Raw genomic sequence first — 17,984 nt, forward strand, 5'->3', positions numbered from 1 at the left:
CGATCAGTTCGACGTGCCGAGCTTCTCGGCGACCGATCTGGCCACGTCCAGGGCGCCCTTGGTCAGCCTGCCCGTCGGGTCCTCGGTGACGTGCCGCTGGTAGGTCACCTGGATCACCGCGTTGCTGACCCGGACGCCGGCGGTCGCGATGGTCGGCCCCTTGCCCGTGTCGCCGGGCAGCGTGTAGAGGGTGGTCCAGGAGGCGTCGCCGATGGGCGGCTCGGCGGGGGTGGAGGTCTTGGCCAGAAGGACGGCCTCCTGCCGCTGCGCGACGAACTGCTCGTGCGCCGCCGCCACGTCACCCGGGAAGACCTTCACGTACACCTGGAGCCGGAACTGCATGTTGCCCGGCATCCCCGAGCCGGGCGCGAGCGTCGACCACTCGCACTCCTCGGCCTTGATCTGCGACTTGTCCGGGAACAACGTCAGCTTCTTGACCAGGTCCTCGTCCGTGACCGTGCATGGGTCGACGGTCTTGGTGAACGTGGCGGCGCCGGTCGGCGCGGGCTCGCTCGTGCCGGCCTGCTCGCTGGGCGAAGGCGGGCTGACTGAGGGCTCGACCGTCCGCGTGGTCTTGACGGGTATGGCCACGGCCGCCGACTTGTCGGGCTGCCGGGTCAGCAGGAACAGGACGGTGAACAGCATGAGCACGACCACGGCCGCCGCCACGCTCAGGATCGCCGGCGTCACCCGCAGCCCGGGGCGGGACTGCTGGGTGGGAGCGGTGCGCGGCACGGCCGCGGTCGGGAAGTCATTTTGCTGGTTCATCGCGCCTTCTGGAGGGTGTCGGCCACCGCGCGGGCGGTCTTGAGAGCGGTGTCCCGGAGTTGGGGGGTCACCTTCGTTCGCTTCGGATGGCTGGCCTCCACCTGGATGATCACATTGCTGACCCGCATCCATATGGTGGTCGTCGAGGTGTGGGTGATGCCGGCCTCGTTGTCCTGGGCGGCCGCCTCGTCGCCCGCGCGCACCGTCCTGGTGCGCGAGGTCGTCACCGTCTGCTGGCTGCCCGCCTTGGTGTCGTGGGACCGTACGGTCTGGGTGAAGGCACGTTCGGCGGCCTTGACCGTGCCGGAGTACTTGACCTTGAGGTTGATGGACGTGCGGTCGAGAAGCCCGAGCGTGCCGACCGACCAGTAGCATTCGCTCTCGTCGTAGAGGGCGGGCTGCTTGGAATGGGAGCCGGGCAGGACGGTCTGCGCCTGGTCGTCGGTGAGCAGGGAGCACGCCTTCGGCGGCTGGCCGAACTGGCCGTCGCCCCTGGCCGGTGCGGTCGGGGGCGCCGTGGTGGGAGAGGGCGCCGGGGTCGGGGGCGCCGTGGTCGAGGCGGGCTGGGCGACGGGGGTGGCCGACGTCGTGACGGTTGGAGAGCCTCCGGAGCTGTTGACGAGTACGACCGCCGTGACCGCGATGGCCGTACCCGCCGCGAGACCGCCCAGCACGAGCGGTGTACGGCGGCGCGACCCCGCCCGGATCGGAATCGTGGCGGGCGCGGTCTCGCGCGGCCGGACGGGCAGCGGGATCGCCAGTGACTCCAGGTGCGCCCTGATGGCCCGAGGGTGCGGCCGGGCGGCGGGGTTGCGGTCGAGCATCGCCAGGAGCAGGCCGCCGAGCGGGCCCGCGTTGACGGGCGGCGGTGGTGGCAGCGTGAGCACGGCCGCGACGATCGCCATCGCCGAGTCGCGCTCGAACGGCGCCCGGCCCTCCGCGGCCAGGTACAGGGTGGCGCCGAGCGACCACAGGTCGGCCATCGGGCCCGCGGGCTCGCCGCGCAGGTGTTCGGGCGCGATGTAGCCGGGGGAGCCCGCGACGTCGCCGGCGTGCGCCGCGGCGGCGGCCGTACCCGCGCCGGGGGCGTCGCCCGTGTGCGCGGCGATGCCGAAGTCGGTCAGCACGACCTCACCGACATCGGTGATCATCACGTTTCCGGGCTTCACGTCCCTGTGCAGGATGCCGCGGTGGTGGGCGGCCTCCAGCGCGTCGAGTACGCGCAGGCCGATCGTGGCGACGTGGCCGGGCGGCAGCGGGCCGCGCGTCTTGACCAGATCGCCCAGCGAGGTGCCCGCGAGCAGGTCCATGATGATCCAGGGCTGGCCGCCCTCGGAGATCACGTCGTGCACGGTGATGATCGACGGGTGGTTCAGCGCCGCCGCCGCCCTGGCCTCGCGCAGCGTGTCGATCAGGGCCCGCTGCTGGTCCTGGCCGCGCGGCAGCCGTACCTCCTTGACCGCGACCTCGCGGTGCAGCAGCTCGTCACGCGCCCGCCACACCGTGCCCGCGCCGCCCGCCCCGAGCGGGGCGAGCAACTGGTAGCGTCCGGCGATCACGCGCATGGTCAGGAGGCCTTGGCGTCGAGGTTCGCGGCCAGGAACTTGGCCGCCCGCGCGGCCTTGTCCCGCAGCGTGGCGTCCTTGGCCACGTCGTGCACGAAGCGGAACTCGCCCACCATGTTGCCGGTGCGGAAGAGTACGTGTACCTCGGCCTCCGCCTTGTCGTTGAACTTCACCCGGGAGATCTCGTACGCGATGGCCTCCTCGCCCGCGCCGGGGATCTCGAAGACCTCGCCCTGCTTCTCGCCCGAGCCGCCCCTGCCCGCCTTGTCCTCGGCTTCCTTCCGCGCCCCGGCGATGTGCTCCTGCGCGAGCGTGGTCTCGTAGCCGTCGCCCTGCGGCGCGTAGAGCCAGAGTGTCAGGAAGACGCTCAGCTCCTTGCCCGCCGGGGGGAGGCCCGTGGTTGACCACGCGCATCTGAACGTCGGGTCGGTCGAGGACGTGATGAACGCGCCGACGAGCTGGGTGGCCTGCGCCCTGGTGAGCAGCTGGCAGGGCCGGGGGACCTTGGAGAACTTGCCGGCCGGCAGCGTGACCGCGGGCGAGGGACTGGCGGAAACCGAGGCCGTGGGCGCCGCGCTCGTCGGGGCGGCCTTGCTCGGCGCCGGCTTCGTGGTCCGTGCCGCCGCCGACGGCGTGGCCTGCGGCGGGGCGGCGGACGACCCCATGGTCAGGATGAGCGTGACCGCGACGACGAACGCCACGACCACGGCCGCCGCCGAGCCGTACGCGGCCGTGCGCGAGACCACCCACGCGGGCGCGGGCGTCCTGACGGTGGGCACCGCGTGGCCCGCCACCTGCTCCAGTCCCCGCCGCAGCGTGCGTACGTCGGGCCGGTGGGCGGGGTCCTTGGCCAGCAGGCCGAGCAGGAGCGGGGTGAGCGTGCCGGCCCGCTGCGCCGGCCTGGGCGGCTCGGTCATCACCGCGCCGAGCGTGGCGATCGCGGTGTTGCGCTGGAACGGCGGTACGCCCTCCACCGCCGTGTAGATCGTCGCGCCGAGCGAGAACAGGTCGGACGGCGGCCCCGGCGCGACGCTCTCGGTGAGGCATTCGGGCGCGGTGAACCCCGCTGTGCCCACCGGCACGCCGCCCTGCTGGGGACCCGCTTGGGCCGCACCCGTCGGGGCGGCGATGCCGAAGTCGGACAGCAGGATGCGGCCGTCATCGGCGAGCAGCACGTTGCCCGGCTTGACGTCGCGGTGGAGCAGGCCGCGCGTGTGCGCCGAGGCCAGCGCCGACAGCACGAACAGCCCGATCGAGGCCGCCCACGGCGCCCCCATCGGCCCGCCGGTCTTGACGACCTGGTCGAGCGAGCGCCCGCGGACCAGCTCCATGATGATCCACAGCTGGCCGCCGTCGTCGATCACGTCGTGGATGCCGACCACCGCGGGGTGCCGGATCCCGGCCGCCGCGCGGGCCTCGTGCAGCGTACGGTGTCGCAGCGCGGCCTGGTCGGCGGGGGAGAGGTTCGGCGGGAGCAGTACCTGCTTCACCGCCACCTCGCGGCCGATCATGGTGTCGTGCGCGCGCCAGACGATGCCCATGCCGCCGCGGCCGAGCTGTTCGAGCAGCTGGTAGCGGCCGCCCACGAGTCGCGGTTGGTTCATTGCCTCACTCCTGGCGGTTCAATGCCTCGGCCAGCCATCGCGCGGCGTCACGCGCCCCCTTGCGCAGGGCGGCGTTGTCGCCGATCTTGTTGACGTTGACGTAGCCGATCTGGACGTTCACGTTGCTGAGCCGGAAGACCACGGTGATGTTCTCGGCGTTGCCCTTCGGGCTGACGAACTCGTAGCCGTACGCCTCATCGCCGATGCCGTCGATGTCCTCGACGTGGCGGCGCTGCTGTTTGATCCCCTTGGTGAGGCCGACCTCCGGCCATGTCCAGGTGAACTCCGAGCCCTCGCTTGCGCCGTTGCGCCGGCCGATGTACTCCTCCTCGGCGTCTTCCGGGACCGCGCTCCATTTGTCGGGCCCGCCGATGTTGGTCAGTACCTCGGCGGACAGCCCCTTGCCGCGGGTGGTCCACTCGCACCTGTCGCCGTCGCGCTTGCCCTTGCCCTTGCCCGCGCCGGGCACGAGCTTGGCGACCTGCGCGGGGGTGAGCAGCGTGCACAGGTTCACGGCGGCGGTGAACTTGGGGGTCTTCGCCGGCTCGGGTTCCTTGCTGGGGGTGGGAGTGGGGGACGTGGTGTGCGGCTGCTGCTTCACGGTCTCCGCCACGGGTGTCGCGGGGGTGTCCGCGGGCCGCAGGGCCACGAACGCCACCGTACCCGCCAGCACCGCCGCCGCGACCACCGCGCCGCCGACGACGATCGGCAGCCGGTTCGCGCGCCCGGCCATCGGCTGCGTGACCGCCAGCGCCGGGCCGCCCTCCGCGACCCGCCGCAGCAGCTGCTCGGCCGCCTGCGGGGCGGGTCTCTGGTACGGGTCGCGGGCCAGCATCATCATCAGCACCGGCCCCAGATTCCCGGCGCGCTGGGGCGGCCGGGGCGGCAGGGTCAGGGCGTCACGCAGCACCGACATGGGGGAGGTGCCGACGTACGGAGCCTGGCCCTCCACGGCCGCGTACAGCGTGGCGGCCAGCGACCACAGGTCCGACTCGGGCCCGCCGCGCTCGCCGCGCAGCCGCTCGGGGGCGATGAACCCGGGCGATCCGATCAGCAGCCCGGACTCGGTGATCGTCGCCTGGTCCTCCAGCCTGGCGATGCCGAAGTCGGTCAGCACCACCCGGCCGTCGTCGGTCAGGAACACGTTGGCGGGCTTGACGTCGCGATGTTGGATGCCGTGCGCGTGAGCGACGGACAGCGCCTCCAGCACCCGTAACCCGATCGCCGCCGTGCGCTCCGGCGACCACGGGCCCTCGGCGGCCACCGCGTCCTTGAGGTCACGGCCGCGGAGCAGTTCCATGACGATCCACGGCCGCCCGTCCTCGGACAGTACGTCGTGAATGGTGATGATGCCCGGATGCCGCAGCTGGGCGGCCGCCATCGCCTCGCGCATGGCCCGCTGAAGCGCCTCCGCCCGCTCGGCCGGGGCGAGGGACTGCGGGAGCAGTACTTCCTTGATGGCGACCTGGCGGTCGAGCAGCTCGTCGTGAGCCAGCCAGATGGTGCCCATGCCACCCTGACCGAGCGCCCGTAGCACCCGATAGCGGCCTGCGATTTTGGAATCCCCCAGACCAGGCACGTTGGAGACCATAGTGTGCAAGACTTTCGGTTCGCTATATTTCCATCCCGGACGCGTCAACAGCATCCCATTCGTAATGATCCGCCGCGATGAGGGGTGGCCATGATCCAGGGCCCACAGGCACCGCAGGCGCCGCCCGTTCCGCCGGCCTCGTACTGGCCGGACGGCGGCGGCGAGCGGCCCGTCTCGTCAAAGGCGCCCGGCTGGGCCAAGGGCGTGCTGGCGGGGGCCGCGGCGGTGGCGGTGCTGGGCGGGGCGCTCATCGCGGTACGCAACGTCGGCCAGGAGGCGCCTCCGGTCGCGCTGCCGTCGCCCTCGTTCGACCTGCCGTCCACACTGCCGTCCTCCCTTCCCTCGTCGCTGCCCTCATCGTCCGGGCTGCCTTCGTCGTCCGGGCTGCCGTCGGAGGCGGCTTCGTCGGATCCGGCCGAGACGCCCGCGGCCACCTCCACCTTCCCGCCGCTGAAGGCGGTGCCGGAGGTGTGCGACCTGCTGCCCGCGAGCCTGACCAGGCGGCTCGCGCCCAAATCGCAGTCCGCGCCCGGCGTCCAGAAGGACGGGTACGGAGCGCTGCGCAAGGGCTGCGAGTGGACCCAGACGTCCAAGAACATCAAGAACGGCACCCTGGAATCGCGGACCATCCACCTGGCCGTCAACGTCTGGCCCAGCGTCGCGGCCGCGAGGGACGACGCCGAGTTCAACTTCGGCTCGATGAAGGACATGGCGGGCACCAAGGAGGACAACCCCGGCCTGCGGTTCCTGAGCACGTACGGTGAGATGAAGGACTTCGACGGCGTCGGCGACGAGACCCACGCCATGTACACCCAGAACCTCAAAGGCACCACGAACGTCTGGGCCTACATCGTGATGGGCAACACGACGATCAACGTCCGCTACTTCGGCACCGACAACAAGAACGGTGACATCCTCGCCCAAGGCAAGGACACCGAGCCGGTCGCCGAGGACGTGCTCATGAAGGGCGCCCAGGAGGTCGCCGAACAGGCCGTCAAGGCGCTGACGAGCTGACCTGACCGCGCCGGCCCGCTGTCCTGAGCGGGCTGACGAGCCGACATGACCGGGCTGACGGGCTGACCTGAGTGGACGGCGGCCACGCCACGACTTAAGGTCGTACGACATGACGTCAGACGATCTCCACATCAGGAGAGCGGAGAAGGCCGACGCGGACGAGCTGTTCGCCTTGGCGATGGAGTTCGGGCTGACCTTCAGGCCCGAACGGGAGGCCTTCGACGCGGCGCTGCCGCAACTGCTGCGCGATGACGACGTCATGCTGATCGCGGCCGTGGTGGGCGGCCGGGTGCACGGTTATCTGCTGGGGTTCGTCCACCTGACGCTCTTCGCCAACGGGCCTGTCGCCTGGGTCGAGGAGGCGATGGTGCAGAGCGGGTCGCGCCGGCAGGGCATCGGGCGGGCGCTGCTGGTGGAGTTCGAGGCGTGGGCCCGTTCGCGGCAGGCCGGTTACGTGGCCATGGCCACGCGGCGAGCGCCCGAGTTCTACCACGCGCTGGGCTACGAGGCGTCGGCGACGATGTTCAGGAAGATCCTCCGCTAGCGCCGGCGGCGTCGTACCGTCCCCGGCGCCTTGGCATGTGAATGGGTAACGTTACCCACATTTGCGATGAGCTATTGGCCTGCTCTCCTGCTTCGTTGTGCCTTGACCAGTGACGACATCGACGTCTATGGTCGGGAAAATGTGAAAAACGTTACTCATTCGGGCTGGTCCTGCATGCGCGTGCGCTCTCCAAGAGAGGAGCCTGATGGTGGGGTCGGGAATGAGCCGCAGGGCGATGATCGGCACGTCGTTATCCGTGGTCGCCGCCGTGACGGGTGAGGGCTCCCCGGCACTCGCGCAGGGAACTGGGCGAACAGACGAGGCGGCAACCCGTTACGGCAGGGTGCGCGGCAGACGCGAGGACGGCATCGTCAAGTTTCTCGGCGTGCCCTACGCCACGCCGCCGCTCGGCAAGCTCCGGTTCAAGCCCCCGAAGCCGCTCATGCGCTGGACCGGCGTGCGCGACGCGGTGGACTTTCCCAACCCGGCATTCCAGGCAGCGGGCAACGAGATGGGCCCCAACGGCAATGGCCGGATGCCGGCACCCTCCGAAGACTGCCTCTACCTCAATATCTGGACCCCGGCCGCCGACTGTGAGCGGCGGCCGGTGATGTTCTACAACCACGGCGGCGGCTACATGATCGGCTCCGGTTCCGCCACGGGGCAGGACGGCACCCATCTGGCGCGGCTCTATGACGTGGTGGTGGTCGAGTCCAACCACCGGCTGGGCCTGCTGGGCTATCTGTTCCTGGGCGATCTCGCCGGCGGCGACTACGCCGCCGACCAGGGGATGCTGGACATTCTCGCGGCGCTGCGCTGGACCAGGGAGAACATCGAGAATTTCGGCGGCGACCCCGACAACATCATGGTCTGGGGCGAGAGCGGTGGCGGCGCCAAGACCGCGGCCGTCTACACCATGCCGGATGCCGCGTCGCTGTTCCACAAGGCCTCGATCGAAAGCGCCGCACCGCTGCGCTTCCCCACCCGCGAAGGCGCCACCGCGCGGGCCGAGCGCACGCTGGAGCTCTTGGGACTGACCACGTCGGACATTCCCCAGCTGCATGAGATTCCGGCCGGAAGGCTGCTCGAGATCCAGCAGTCCGAAGCCGCGAACGGCGTCGCACCCTGGGGCGACCCCGGCTCGCTCCCCGGCTTCGGCGCCTTCGTCGATGGCACCGTCATCCCGCGGCACCCCTTCGCCGACGGAGTCGCGTCCTTCTCGGCCGGCAAGCCGCTGATGTGCGGCACATGCCGCGATGAAACGGTGTTCTTCAGTCTCTTCGGGCCGCCCGACATCTTCCGCATCGACGAGGCCGGCCTGCGCAGGGAGCTGAGTCGCACGTACCAGGGTGCCGAGCTCGACCAGATCATCAGGACCTTCCACGCGTCGCGGCCCGACGCGACGCCCGCGCAGCTCTACTTCGCGATCACGACCTCGCCCATCTGGCGCGACGCGATCAAGATCGCAGAGGCCAAGGTGACGCAGCGCGTCGCGCCCGTGTTCATGTACCAGCTCGCCTACAAGAACCCGACCGTGGTGCCAGGCACCGATTTCCCCATCGGCTCGCCGCACGCATCAGACATCAACCTCAAATTCGCCAACACCGACAAGAACCTCGACTTCTTCCTCTACGCCGATCAATCGCCGGGGCGGCTGGCGACCGCGCGGCACATGAGCGGACTGTGGGCGGGCTTCGCCCGCACGGGCCGTCCCACCGCCGTGGACGTGCCGAGATGGCCCGCCTACACGCTGAAAGACCGTGCCACGATGTGGCTCGACGCCGAGTGCGAGATCGTCACCGATCCGGACAAGGACGAGAGGTTGTTCTGGGAGAACCGCGCCTGAGGCGCGTCACCTGTACTGGTGATCAGGCCCGGGGCCGTTTCTGTCGCCGCCTGATGGCATTCTTGGGGCGTGAGCATCCACGCGGTGAGCCCGCGCTTCGTCGGCCGCGCCGGCGAGCTGAGCGCGCTCGAGCGGGCGCTGGCCGGCGTCCGGACCGGCGCGGCGTCCACCGTGCTGGTCGGCGGCGAGGCGGGCGTCGGCAAGACGCGCCTGGTCAGGGAGTTCGCCGACCGGGCGGGCGAGGCGATGGTGCTCGTCGGCGGCTGCATGGAGCTCGGCACCGAGGGCCTGCCGTTCGCGCCCTTCACCGCGGTGCTGCGTGGGCTGGTGCGCGAGCTCGGCCGCGACGGCGTCGCGGCGCTCGTGCCCGGCGGCACCACGCGTGGGCTGGCCCGGCTGCTGCCCGAGTTCGGCGAGCCCGACGGTGACGGCTCCGAGGCCCGCGCCCGGCTCTTCGAGCAGCTGCTCGGCCTGCTGGAGCGGCTGGCGGAGGACCGGCCGGTCGTCCTGGTCGTCGAGGACGCCCACTGGGCCGACCGATCCACCCGCGACCTGCTCTCGTTCCTGGTCCGCTACCAGCGCTCCGGCGTACGGCTGCTGATCGTCGTCACCTACCGTGCCGACGAGCTGCACCGCACCCACCCGCTGCGCCCGCTGCTGGCCGAGCTGGGCCGCGTCGACTGGGTGGCCAGGCTGGAGCTGCGCAGGCTCACCCGCAGGGAGGTCGTCGAGCAGGCGGCGAGCATCCTGGAGCGCGAGCCGTCCGGCCCTGACATGGACCTGATCTACGCGCGCAGCGAGGGCAACCCGCTGTTCGTCGAGGCGCTGCTCAGCGAGTCCGGTGTCGGTGAGTCGCTGCCCGAGTCGCTGCGCGACCTGCTGCTCGCCGGCGTCGAACGGCTGCCCGACGACACCCAGGAGTTGCTCCGCGTGGCCAGCGCGGGCGGCCAGCGCATCGAGCACGACCTGCTGTCCGCCGTCGCCGGGCGGGACGACGTGGCGCTGTCCAACGCGTTGCGCCCCGCCGTGGCCGGCAACGTGCTGGTCGTCGACGGCGAGGGCTACTCCTTCAGGCACGCGCTGATCCGCGAGGCGCTCCACGACGACCTGCTGCCGGGCGAGCACACCCGCCTGCACACGCGCTTCGCCGAGGCGCTGGAGCGCGACCTGTCGATCCTGCCCGTCCCGCGCGGCGCGATCGAGCTGGCCCACCACTGGCACGCCGCCCACGACACCACGTGGGCGTTGATCAGCGCCTGGCACGCCGCGGCCGCCGCCCGCCGCTCCGCCGCCTACGACGAGCAGCTCAGGATGCTGTCCCGGGTGCTGGAGCTGTGGGATCAGGTGCCCGACGCCGCGGAGCGCATCGGCGCCGACCACGTCGAGGTGCTCAGGCAGACGGCCACGGTCGCCCACCTGGCGGGCGAGTACGAACGTTCGATCGCCCTGGCCACCGCCGGGCTCGCCGAGATCGACGAGCCGGCCGAGCCGGCCAGGGCCGCCAGGCTGCTGCGCCAGCGCGGTCTCACCGGCTACGACCTCAGCCGCCCCGGCCATGTCGACGACCTGCGCCGGGCGGCGTCGCTGGTGCCCGCCGACAAGCCCAGCAAGCTGCGGGCCCAGGTGCTGGAGAGCCTGGCGCGCATGCTCTACGACGACTGGCAGGAGAAGATCTCGACGGCCCGGCTGGCCATGGAGCTCGGCCACGAGGTGGGCGACGCCAACACCGAGGCGCACGCGCTGATCAGCCTTACCTGGGCGCGCTGCCAGTTCTCCGACATCGACGCCTACCTGGACGGGTTCGCCGAAGCGCGCCGCATCGCGGCCACGGCCGACGCCCACAACGCGATGCTGCGCGGCGCCATCTCCGAATCCGACGTGCTGGAGGGCGCCGGCCGCCACGAACGCGCCGCGCAGGTCGCCCGCGACGGGATCGCCGAGGCCGAACGCTACGGCGTGGCGCGCACGTCGGGCACGTTCCTGTCGATCAACCTGGCGGAGCCGCTGTGGTCGCTCGGGCGCTGGGACGAGGCGCTGAAGGTGATCGAGCACGCCCTGGAGCTCATGCCGCCGCCGCCCTACCGGGCCAGCCTGCAGGGGTTGGCCTCCGACATCGCGCTCGCGCGCGGGCGGGTCGATCGGGCCGAGGAGCTGTTCGCGGCCTCACGCAGCGTGCTGGCGCGCGGGCGCTTCCGCGACCAGAGCGTGCTGCCGCACGCCTGCAGGGAGGTCGAGCTTCTGGTGGCGCGGGGACGCCTCGACGAGGCGCGGGAGGCGGCTGCCCGGACACTGCGTGAGCAGGATCTGGTGGCCAGCCCGCGTTACGCCTGGCCGCTGCTGGTGGTGATCGCGCAGCTGGGCGGGGATCTTGTGGGGGAGCTGCGGTCGGTCGCGGGGCGGCTCGAGGCTGAGGGCGACAGCCAGGAGGCGCACCGGCTCACGTTCATGGCCTTGACGGGGCTGTCCGAGTCCGAGCTGGGTTTAAGGTCTGGTCCTGAGTCGGGTGCCGGATCGGAGCGGGGCTCCGGGTCTGGTGTTGGCTCGGGTGTCGGATCCGAGTCTGATTCCGTGGTCGGTCTCGATGACGCGGCCTGGCGGCTCAAGATGTGGGACGCGGCGGTGGCGGCTTGGGCGGGGCTGCGGGAGCCCTACTCCGAAGCTTGCACCCTGGAAGGTGCCGCCCGTGCGGCGCTGGAGGCCGGTGATCGGCAGGGGGCGGGGGTCAGACTGGCGAGAGCCCGTGAGCTGGCCGAGCGCCTCGGTGCGGCGCCGTTGGTCGAGCGGCTGGACGCGCTCGCGCGGCGGGGCCGTGTCGCCGTGGCCGACGAGCCGGCGCCCGACGGGTTGCCGTTGGGGCTGACGGCGCGCGAGATGGAGGTGCTGCGGCACGTGGCCGAGGGGCACAGCAATCGGGAGATCGCGGGGGAGCTGTTCATCTCGGTCAAGACCGTGAGCGTGCACGTCTCCAACATCCTGGCCAAACTGGGCGTCGCCTCCCGCGGCGAGGCATCCGCGGTGGCCCATCGGATCCGCCTCTTCGCCGACGACTGACCGGCCTCGTCCGCCGCTTGACCACGGCACAAGGGTGCGGCCGCCGCTGGCCTTCGACGCCAAGACGCCGGTTGCTGCTTGGCCTCTGGTGCCAAGCGGTGTCCCGGGCGGCTGTGGTCAGCCGGTGAGCTGGGCTTCCAGGCGGTAGCCGTCGACCGTGACGTACACCTGATCGCCGGGGCGGGCGTTGAGGCGCATGAGGACCGGCTGGAGCGAGTCGAAGACCGGCTGGTGGCCCTGCCAGACCAGGACGATCGCGTTGTCGCCCGGGCCGGTCACCGACAGGAGGGTGCCGGGGCGCATGCCGAGCTGCGTGGCGTACCCCTCGGGCACCGGGACCGGGCCGCCCCGGAGGTGCTCGTTGGTGACCTCGATGCGCTGCCAGCGGCGCGGGTCCGAGGAAGGGCTCGGCAGCGGCGGCGGTGGGGTGGCCGGAGTGCCCGCGAGCGTGGGGGGCAGCATGCCGGACCGGCCGCCCGACAAGGCGGAGAGCGTGGCGAGGGCCGCCGAAGGGTCGATGGCGTTGCTCTCGGCCGAGGGGATGGGCTGGCCGCCCCTGTGGTGGTGGCCGTTGGCTCCGGGGGTACGGCGGGGGAGCGGCTGGGCCGGTGAGGGGGCGGAGGCCACAGGGTCCGACGTGTCCGGCAGCGCGTCAAGCCACGCCTTGGCCGAGTGCGCGCGGATGCCCAGCTCGCTGAGCAGCTCCACCACGTCGGCGTCGGCGGGCTGACCGGCCAGCAACTGCCTGGTACGGGCCTGCAGGCCGTGGAGGTCGCCCACCACCAGCCAGCCGTCCTGGAGACGGCGGTCGGGCATGAGCGTCACGAGTACCCGCCAGAGCGGAGTGCGCAACGACGGCACCATCACCGGGTGCGCCGGGTCGGCGCCGATGAGTTGGTCCTGCGTGGCGGCCGCGCCGAGCCACTCCGTCAGCCGGAACATGTGCCCGGTGACCGGCGCCGACTCCGACGAACGCAGCCAGTGCAGCACGCGCTCCTCGGCCGTCCGCTGCGCCTGGGAGAGCGCGTCACGGTCGACGAGCATCTTGTGGGCGAGCGTACGCAGGCTGACGGGGTCTTCGGCGAACAGGCGGTGTACGGCCACCGCGAGCGCCAGCTTGTCCAGGCTGCGGAACAGGCTGTCGACGACCCGGACCATGGCGTGATCGGTCTCGGAGGGCGCGGGCGTCGCCGCCGGTGCTGGTGTGTCGTACGCGCCGCCGAGGCCCGGAACGCTTGTCGGCGGGAGAGAGACGTCGCCGGTGTGGGTGGAGGGGTCCGCGTTCGGGGTGCGGGGCGTGGTGCCCAGGTCGCCTGGGAAGGCGCCTCCGGGGCGCGATCCCGTGCCGGCTCCGGCGGATGATCCGTTGCCTGCGGGTGTTCCGGTGCCGGCGAGTGGCCCGACAGCGGGGAACGAGCCGGTGCCTGTGACGGACCCGACGGCCGGGAACGAGCCGGTGCCGCCGACGGACCCGACCGCGGGGAAGGAGCCGGTGCCGCTGACGGACCCGTTGCCCGCGGGCGTTCCGTTGCCCGCGAGCGGTCCGGTGGCGGGGCGTGGTCCGGTGTGGGGTGTTCCGCCGGGGAGGCGGTCGGCGCCCGGGAGGGCACTCGGCTGGGCGCCCGGTTGGGCTGTCCCGCCAGGTCGGTCGGCACCGGACCGGGGGTCGGTGTGCGGGGCACTGGGCGACGTACCGGCCTGAGGGCCGCTGGTGGGGTGCGGACCGGTGTTCGGGCCGACGGTCGAGTGCGGACCCGTGTGCGGACCGGTGGCGGTGGGGTGCGGGCCCGTGTGCGAGCCGGCGGTGGGATGGGGACCGGTGTGCGGGCCGGTGCGCTCGGGATCCGCGTTGCCGGGGACGTTGGCACCCGGAAGCCCGGTGCCCGAGACGGACCCGACCGCTGGGAAGGAGCCGGTGCCTGGACCGTTGGCGGCCGGGAGGCCGGTGTTCGGGAACCCGCCGCCTTGCTGGCCGCCGCCCTGCTGGCCAGTGCCCGGGGCGTTGGTGCCGGGGAAGAGGCCGCCCTGCTGGGCGGTGCCGGGGGGATTGGCGCCGGGGGAGTTCGTGTCCTGGCGGGCGGCCTGGGGGCTGGACTGAGGTTGCGGGGCGGACAAGGGCTGCCGACCGGCCGTGGGCGACGGGGCGCCTTCGTTCTGCGCCGGGAACGAGCCGGTCTGGCGGGCGGCCCCGCCCAGAGCGGCGAAGGAGCCGGTCTGCGGCCCACCTTGGTCGGGGAAGGAACCCGACCGCGGGGCCCCCTGGACGGGAAAGGAGCCGGTCTGGCGGGGTGAGCCGCCGTTGTCCTGGGCCACGGCGGGCTGCGGGCCGGTGTGCGCCGGGCTCTGGCCCGGACCCCCGTCACGCTGGCCGGGGCCTCCGTCGCGTTGGCCGGGGACCGTGCCGCGCTGAAGCGGGCGGGTCACCTCTGGGTGGCCCTGTCCCGGATGGGCGGCGGGCTGGCCCGGCCGGGTCTGTGCCGGGTGGCCCTGCTGTGCGGGCTGGGCGGCGGGCTGGCCGGGTTCGCGTTGGACCGGGATGCGGCTGAGCACCTCGCGGAACACCGAGCCGATCACCACTTCAGGCGTGGCCGACGGCGTGCTCAGGTCGCCGGGCGACAGGCGGCGCAACCGCTGCCAGCCCCCCAGGCCAGCGATCGCCGTCCTGGTGGCCTCCGGCCAGCCGGGCAGCGCCGGGTCGATGGGGTGCACGGTCAGCGCGGGCAGCACGTCCGAGAGGGCGAGGTGGTCCCAGCGGGCCGAGGCCAGCAGGGCGAGCCGGTCGCAGATCCAGTCGAGTCCGGTCGTGCCGAGCGCCCTCGACAGGGCGACGGACGACCACCACCCGGCGGGCAGGCGCGGATCGCCCAGCGCCTCCGCGACTTGCTGGGGACGGCTCCAGCGCAAGGCAGGGACCAGGTCGCTCAGGCAGATCGATGACTCGACTTCCATCGGCGGACCTTATCCTCCCCAGTGAGCCGCGTGATGCCACTCAATACGCATGTGGTTCTTGGTGCAGCCTACGCGGCAAGCTATCAATCGGTGTGAATAGGGTAAAGAAGGTTCAGCTCCAAACCGTACCGTGGCCGACCGCCCACCAGGGCCACGCACTCCGCTCCGGCCCGGCATCCGGCGTCCAAAGACTGCCCTTCACCGGCGCCGTTCAACCTCGCTGTGAGATATCCCGCAGCGAACGCATCGCCCGCTCCCGTCGAGTCGACGACCTCGGCTGGAACCCCCGCTGCCGCCTCCGTCACAGTGCCCTCCGTGGCCGCCAGAGCTCCCTGGGGTCCCAGCTTGACGATCGCGGTGCCGTACCTCTCGCTGAGGAGTTCGGCGGCCCGCTCGGGCGTCTGCGCGCCGGCGAGCAGGAGGGCCTCGTCCCGGTTGGGGATGATGAGGTGGGCGGGGGCGGATTCGCGCAGGAACCGGGCGACGCCGAACTCGCGCAGGAAGCCGGTCGAGGCGGGATCCATGCTGACGGTCACCCCGGCGGCGCGGGCCTCGGCCATGGCGAGCCTGGCCAGCGCCAGCCCCGCCTCCGCGAAGAGCGTGTAGCCGGACAGGTGCAGGCGGCCCACGCCGTCGAGCAGCGAGCCGTCCCAGTCCTCGGCGGAGATCCGGCCGCCCGCGCCCCGGTTGGTGAGGAACGAGCGTTCGCCGGTCCGGTCCACCATGGCGATCACGATCGCCGTCGGATGATGGGGATCGACGCGTACGTGCGGGCGTACCCCGGTCTTGCGCAGTTCGGCGGTGTGCCACTCACTGCTGTCGTAGCCGAGCCGGGCCAGCAGCCGTACGTCGGCGCCCAGGTGGGCGGCCCAGGAGGCGGTGTTCGCGCCCGAGCCGCCGGGGCGGAGCGCGATGTCGGCGGCCGTGTCGGTACCCGACATGACCGGAGTGTCGTGCAGGGCCACCACATCGGTGACGACGTCGCCGATGACGAGGAGGCCGCCGCCGCTCACGCTCGGGACCAGGCGAGCGCGATCTGCGCCGCGAGGGCGACGTTGCCGCGGACCGCGGCCAGGTTCGCCTCCAGGGAGGCGCCGCCGGTGCCGCGTACCAGGTAGTCGAGGAGGAACGGGGTGATCTTCTGCCCGGTCACGCCCTCGCGGTCGGCGGCGGCCAGCGCCTCGCCCAGCACGCGGTCGTGCAGCGCCGGATCGAGCTGCCGGTCCACCGGGATGGGGTTGGCGACGATCAGCGCGGTCTCCTGGGCGCCGAACCCGTCCTGTCCGCGCATGATGGCCGCGGCCTCGTCGGCCGACTCGATCCGCCAGTCGATCGGCTCGCCGGAGGAGTGCAGGTAGAAGCCCGGGAAGGTGTCCGTACGGTATCCCGCCACGGTCACGCCGCGGGTCTCCAGGCGCTGGAGGGTCGCGGGCACGTCCAGGATCGACTTGACCCCGGCGCACACGACGGTGATGCGGGTACGCGCCAGCGTGTCGAGGTCGGCCGACTCGTCCTGCGCCTGGGTCCAGCCCCGGTGCACGCCGCCGAGCCCGCCGGTGGCGAAGATCCGGATGCCCGCGCGGGCGGCCAGGAACGACGTGGCCGACACGGTCGTCGCGCCGCTCGCCTTCAGCGCCGCCGCCACCGGCAGGTCGCGCTGGCCCAGCTTGCGCAGGCCCGACTCGGTCGCGATGCGTTCGAGCTCCACCTCGTCCAGGCCGACGCGGGCGACGCCGTCGAGCACCGCGATCGTGGCCGGTACGGCACCCGCCGCCCTGACGATGTCCTCCAGCTCCCGGGCGACCGCCAGATTGCGCGGCTGCGGCAGGCCGTGCGAGATGATCGTGGACTCCAGGGCCACGACCGGAGCGCCGGTGGCAAGGGCTTCGGCGACCTCGTCGGACGGCCGGAGGATGGGGTCGGCGGCGCTGCGCATGTGGGTTTCGTGCTCCTTCGTAGGACGGCTTGGTGGAACGGTCTATTTTACGAAGTTTGTTCCGGACAAGCACGTTACGGAGGAGGACGTCCGCCGGTGATCACACGAGAAGCATGACACCCGCGAGCGAGATGGTCCCGATCAAGCCGGTGGCCACGGCGCCGAGCAGCAGTGTGCGCCCGTCCTTGATCAGCGCGCGGGCGTCGATCCCCGTACCGAGGCCGAACAGGGCGGCGGCCATGAGAACGTTCGTGACCTGGGGGATCACGGTGGTCACGGCGGCGGGGACCAGGCCGCTGCTGCGGAGCGCGACCATGGCCAGGAATCCGGCCACGAAGAGCGGGATGACCGGCGGGCGCTTGAGCCGGCCGGGGGAGTCAACGCGGTGACGGTATGAGGTCAGGGCGACGATCGGGGCGAGCAGGATGACGCGGCCCAGCTTGACCGTGACGGCGGTGGCCAGCACGCCCGAGGCGGCCCCGATCGCGGCCACCTGGGCCACCTCGTGCACCGCCGCCCCGGCCCACACTCCCAGCTGCGTCGCCGACAGACCGAGCCAGGACGCCGCCAGCGGCACCACGGCGATGGCGGCGGTGCCGTACAGGACCACCACGCTGAGCGCGCCGGCCGCGTCCTCGTCGGAGGAGCCGTCGGTACTTTCGCGCATGGCCGCGATCGCGGCGGCGCCGCAGATCGAGACGCCGGTGGCGACCAGCAGTGACGCGCCCGGTGTGAGGCCCAGGCGGCGGCCGATCAGCGGAGTGAGCGTGAACGTGACGCCGGTCGCCACCACCACGACGGCCACCGTCCGCCACCCCAGCGCCAGCACCTGCGGCACCGCGATCTGCAGGCCGAGCAGCACGATCGCGATACGCAGCACCCGCTTGGCGACGAACCGCAGACCGGGCTTGAGCCGCTCGCCGACGCCCACCAGGTTCGCCAGCGCCGCGCCCGACACCACGGCTATGGCCGCGGGACTGAGCACCGGCACGAACCGGTTCACCACCAGCGCGAACACCACCGCCAGCGCCGCCGCGCCGACACCAGGCAGGCGATCGTCGCGCAGACGATCACCAGGCGGACGATCGTGCGGCACACGCGCGGTGGAGTACATGA

12 protein-coding genes are annotated in these 17,984 nt (G+C 72.2%); 4 read left to right on the top strand and 8 right to left on the bottom strand.

The genetic code is table 11. The features are described 5' to 3' along the window. Nucleotides 1-3 precede the first annotated feature (3 nt). Genes ACGFJ2_RS02755 through ACGFJ2_RS02770 form a run of 4 tightly spaced genes read right to left on the bottom strand, consistent with a single transcriptional unit; the run spans nt 4 to nt 5,582 of the window. Nucleotides 4-768 (bottom strand): hypothetical protein, encoded by a 765-nt coding sequence (locus tag ACGFJ2_RS02755; RefSeq protein ID WP_357950894.1) that lies wholly within the window; start codon nt 766-768, stop codon nt 4-6. Further along, entirely contained in the window at nt 765-2,333 is a 1,569-nt protein-coding gene (locus ACGFJ2_RS02760; protein WP_393463940.1) for a serine/threonine-protein kinase, read from the bottom strand. The genes ACGFJ2_RS02755 and ACGFJ2_RS02760 overlap by 4 nt, the downstream gene beginning before the upstream one ends. Nucleotides 2,334-2,335: 2 nt before the next feature. Beyond that, a complete protein-coding gene (locus ACGFJ2_RS02765) occupies nt 2,336-3,937 on the bottom strand; it encodes a serine/threonine-protein kinase (RefSeq protein ID WP_357950900.1) in 1,602 nt (533 codons plus the stop codon). Between the two features lie 4 nt (nt 3,938-3,941). Next, on the bottom strand, nt 3,942-5,582 hold the full coding sequence (locus ACGFJ2_RS02770) for a serine/threonine-protein kinase (RefSeq protein WP_393463943.1): 1,641 nt from the start codon (nt 5,580-5,582) through the stop codon (nt 3,942-3,944). A gap of 36 nt (nt 5,583-5,618) precedes the next feature. Here ACGFJ2_RS02770 and ACGFJ2_RS02775 point away from each other — a divergent pair, with 36 nt between their 5' ends. The 4 genes from ACGFJ2_RS02775 (at nt 5,619) to ACGFJ2_RS02790 (ending at nt 11,983) form a co-directional block, all read left to right on the top strand. Next, nucleotides 5,619-6,542: a hypothetical protein gene (locus ACGFJ2_RS02775; protein ID WP_393463946.1), complete on the top strand. Its 924-nt coding sequence runs from the start codon at nt 5,619-5,621 to the stop codon at nt 6,540-6,542. Between the two features lie 109 nt (nt 6,543-6,651). Beyond that, a complete protein-coding gene (locus ACGFJ2_RS02780) occupies nt 6,652-7,086 on the top strand; it encodes a GNAT family N-acetyltransferase (protein ID WP_225289643.1) in 435 nt (144 codons plus the stop codon). A gap of 235 nt (nt 7,087-7,321) precedes the next feature. Further along, the gene (locus ACGFJ2_RS02785) at nt 7,322-8,932 is read left to right on the top strand and encodes a carboxylesterase/lipase family protein (protein WP_393465276.1); all 1,611 of its coding nucleotides are present in this window, start codon (nt 7,322-7,324) and stop codon (nt 8,930-8,932) included. Nucleotides 8,933-9,001: 69 nt separating this feature from the next. Next, the gene (locus ACGFJ2_RS02790; RefSeq protein ID WP_358175840.1) at nt 9,002-11,983 is read left to right on the top strand and encodes an AAA family ATPase; all 2,982 of its coding nucleotides are present in this window, start codon (nt 9,002-9,004) and stop codon (nt 11,981-11,983) included. A 117-nt stretch (nt 11,984-12,100) separates the two neighbouring features. On the opposite strand, the gene ACGFJ2_RS02795 is transcribed toward ACGFJ2_RS02790, so the two are convergent. The 4 genes from ACGFJ2_RS02795 to ACGFJ2_RS02810 form a co-directional block, all read right to left on the bottom strand. After that, complete coding sequence (locus tag ACGFJ2_RS02795; protein WP_393463949.1) at nt 12,101-14,932, bottom strand: hypothetical protein; 2,832 nt, start codon at nt 14,930-14,932, stop codon at nt 12,101-12,103. Between the two features lie 83 nt (nt 14,933-15,015). Beyond that, on the bottom strand, nt 15,016-15,945 hold the full coding sequence (locus tag ACGFJ2_RS02800; RefSeq protein ID WP_393463952.1) for a carbohydrate kinase family protein: 930 nt from the start codon (nt 15,943-15,945) through the stop codon (nt 15,016-15,018). Next, a complete protein-coding gene (locus tag ACGFJ2_RS02805; protein WP_393463955.1) occupies nt 15,942-16,868 on the bottom strand; it encodes a pseudouridine-5'-phosphate glycosidase in 927 nt (308 codons plus the stop codon). The genes ACGFJ2_RS02800 and ACGFJ2_RS02805 overlap by 4 nt, the downstream gene beginning before the upstream one ends. 100 nt (nt 16,869-16,968) lie before the next feature. Further along, nucleotides 16,969-17,982 (bottom strand): putative sulfate exporter family transporter, encoded by a 1,014-nt coding sequence (locus ACGFJ2_RS02810; protein ID WP_357950924.1) that lies wholly within the window; start codon nt 17,980-17,982, stop codon nt 16,969-16,971. Nucleotides 17,983-17,984 lie beyond the last annotated feature (2 nt).

This window comes from Nonomuraea sp. NPDC049028 (assembly GCF_043197735.1).
Classification (GTDB): Bacteria; Actinomycetota; Actinomycetes; order Streptosporangiales; family Streptosporangiaceae; genus Nonomuraea.

Excerpts from the sequence above, each read along its gene's own strand:
- ACGFJ2_RS02810 (WP_357950924.1), bottom strand. The coding sequence starts at position 17,982 with ATGTACTCCACCGCGCGTGTGCCGCACGATCGTCCGCCTGGTGATCGT.
- ACGFJ2_RS02805 (WP_393463955.1), bottom strand. The coding sequence starts at position 16,868 with ATGCGCAGCGCCGCCGACCCCATCCTCCGGCCGTCCGACGAGGTCGCC.
- ACGFJ2_RS02775 (WP_393463946.1), top strand. The coding sequence starts at position 5,619 with ATGATCCAGGGCCCACAGGCACCGCAGGCGCCGCCCGTTCCGCCGGCC.
- ACGFJ2_RS02785 (WP_393465276.1), top strand. The coding sequence starts at position 7,322 with ATGATCGGCACGTCGTTATCCGTGGTCGCCGCCGTGACGGGTGAGGGC.
- ACGFJ2_RS02755 (WP_357950894.1), bottom strand. The coding sequence starts at position 768 with ATGAACCAGCAAAATGACTTCCCGACCGCGGCCGTGCCGCGCACCGCT.
- ACGFJ2_RS02765 (WP_357950900.1), bottom strand. The coding sequence starts at position 3,937 with ATGAACCAACCGCGACTCGTGGGCGGCCGCTACCAGCTGCTCGAACAG.
- ACGFJ2_RS02770 (WP_393463943.1), bottom strand. The coding sequence starts at position 5,582 with ATGCTGTTGACGCGTCCGGGATGGAAATATAGCGAACCGAAAGTCTTG.
- ACGFJ2_RS02780 (WP_225289643.1), top strand. The coding sequence starts at position 6,652 with ATGACGTCAGACGATCTCCACATCAGGAGAGCGGAGAAGGCCGACGCG.
- ACGFJ2_RS02760 (WP_393463940.1), bottom strand. The coding sequence starts at position 2,333 with ATGCGCGTGATCGCCGGACGCTACCAGTTGCTCGCCCCGCTCGGGGCG.
- ACGFJ2_RS02795 (WP_393463949.1), bottom strand. The coding sequence starts at position 14,932 with ATGGAAGTCGAGTCATCGATCTGCCTGAGCGACCTGGTCCCTGCCTTG.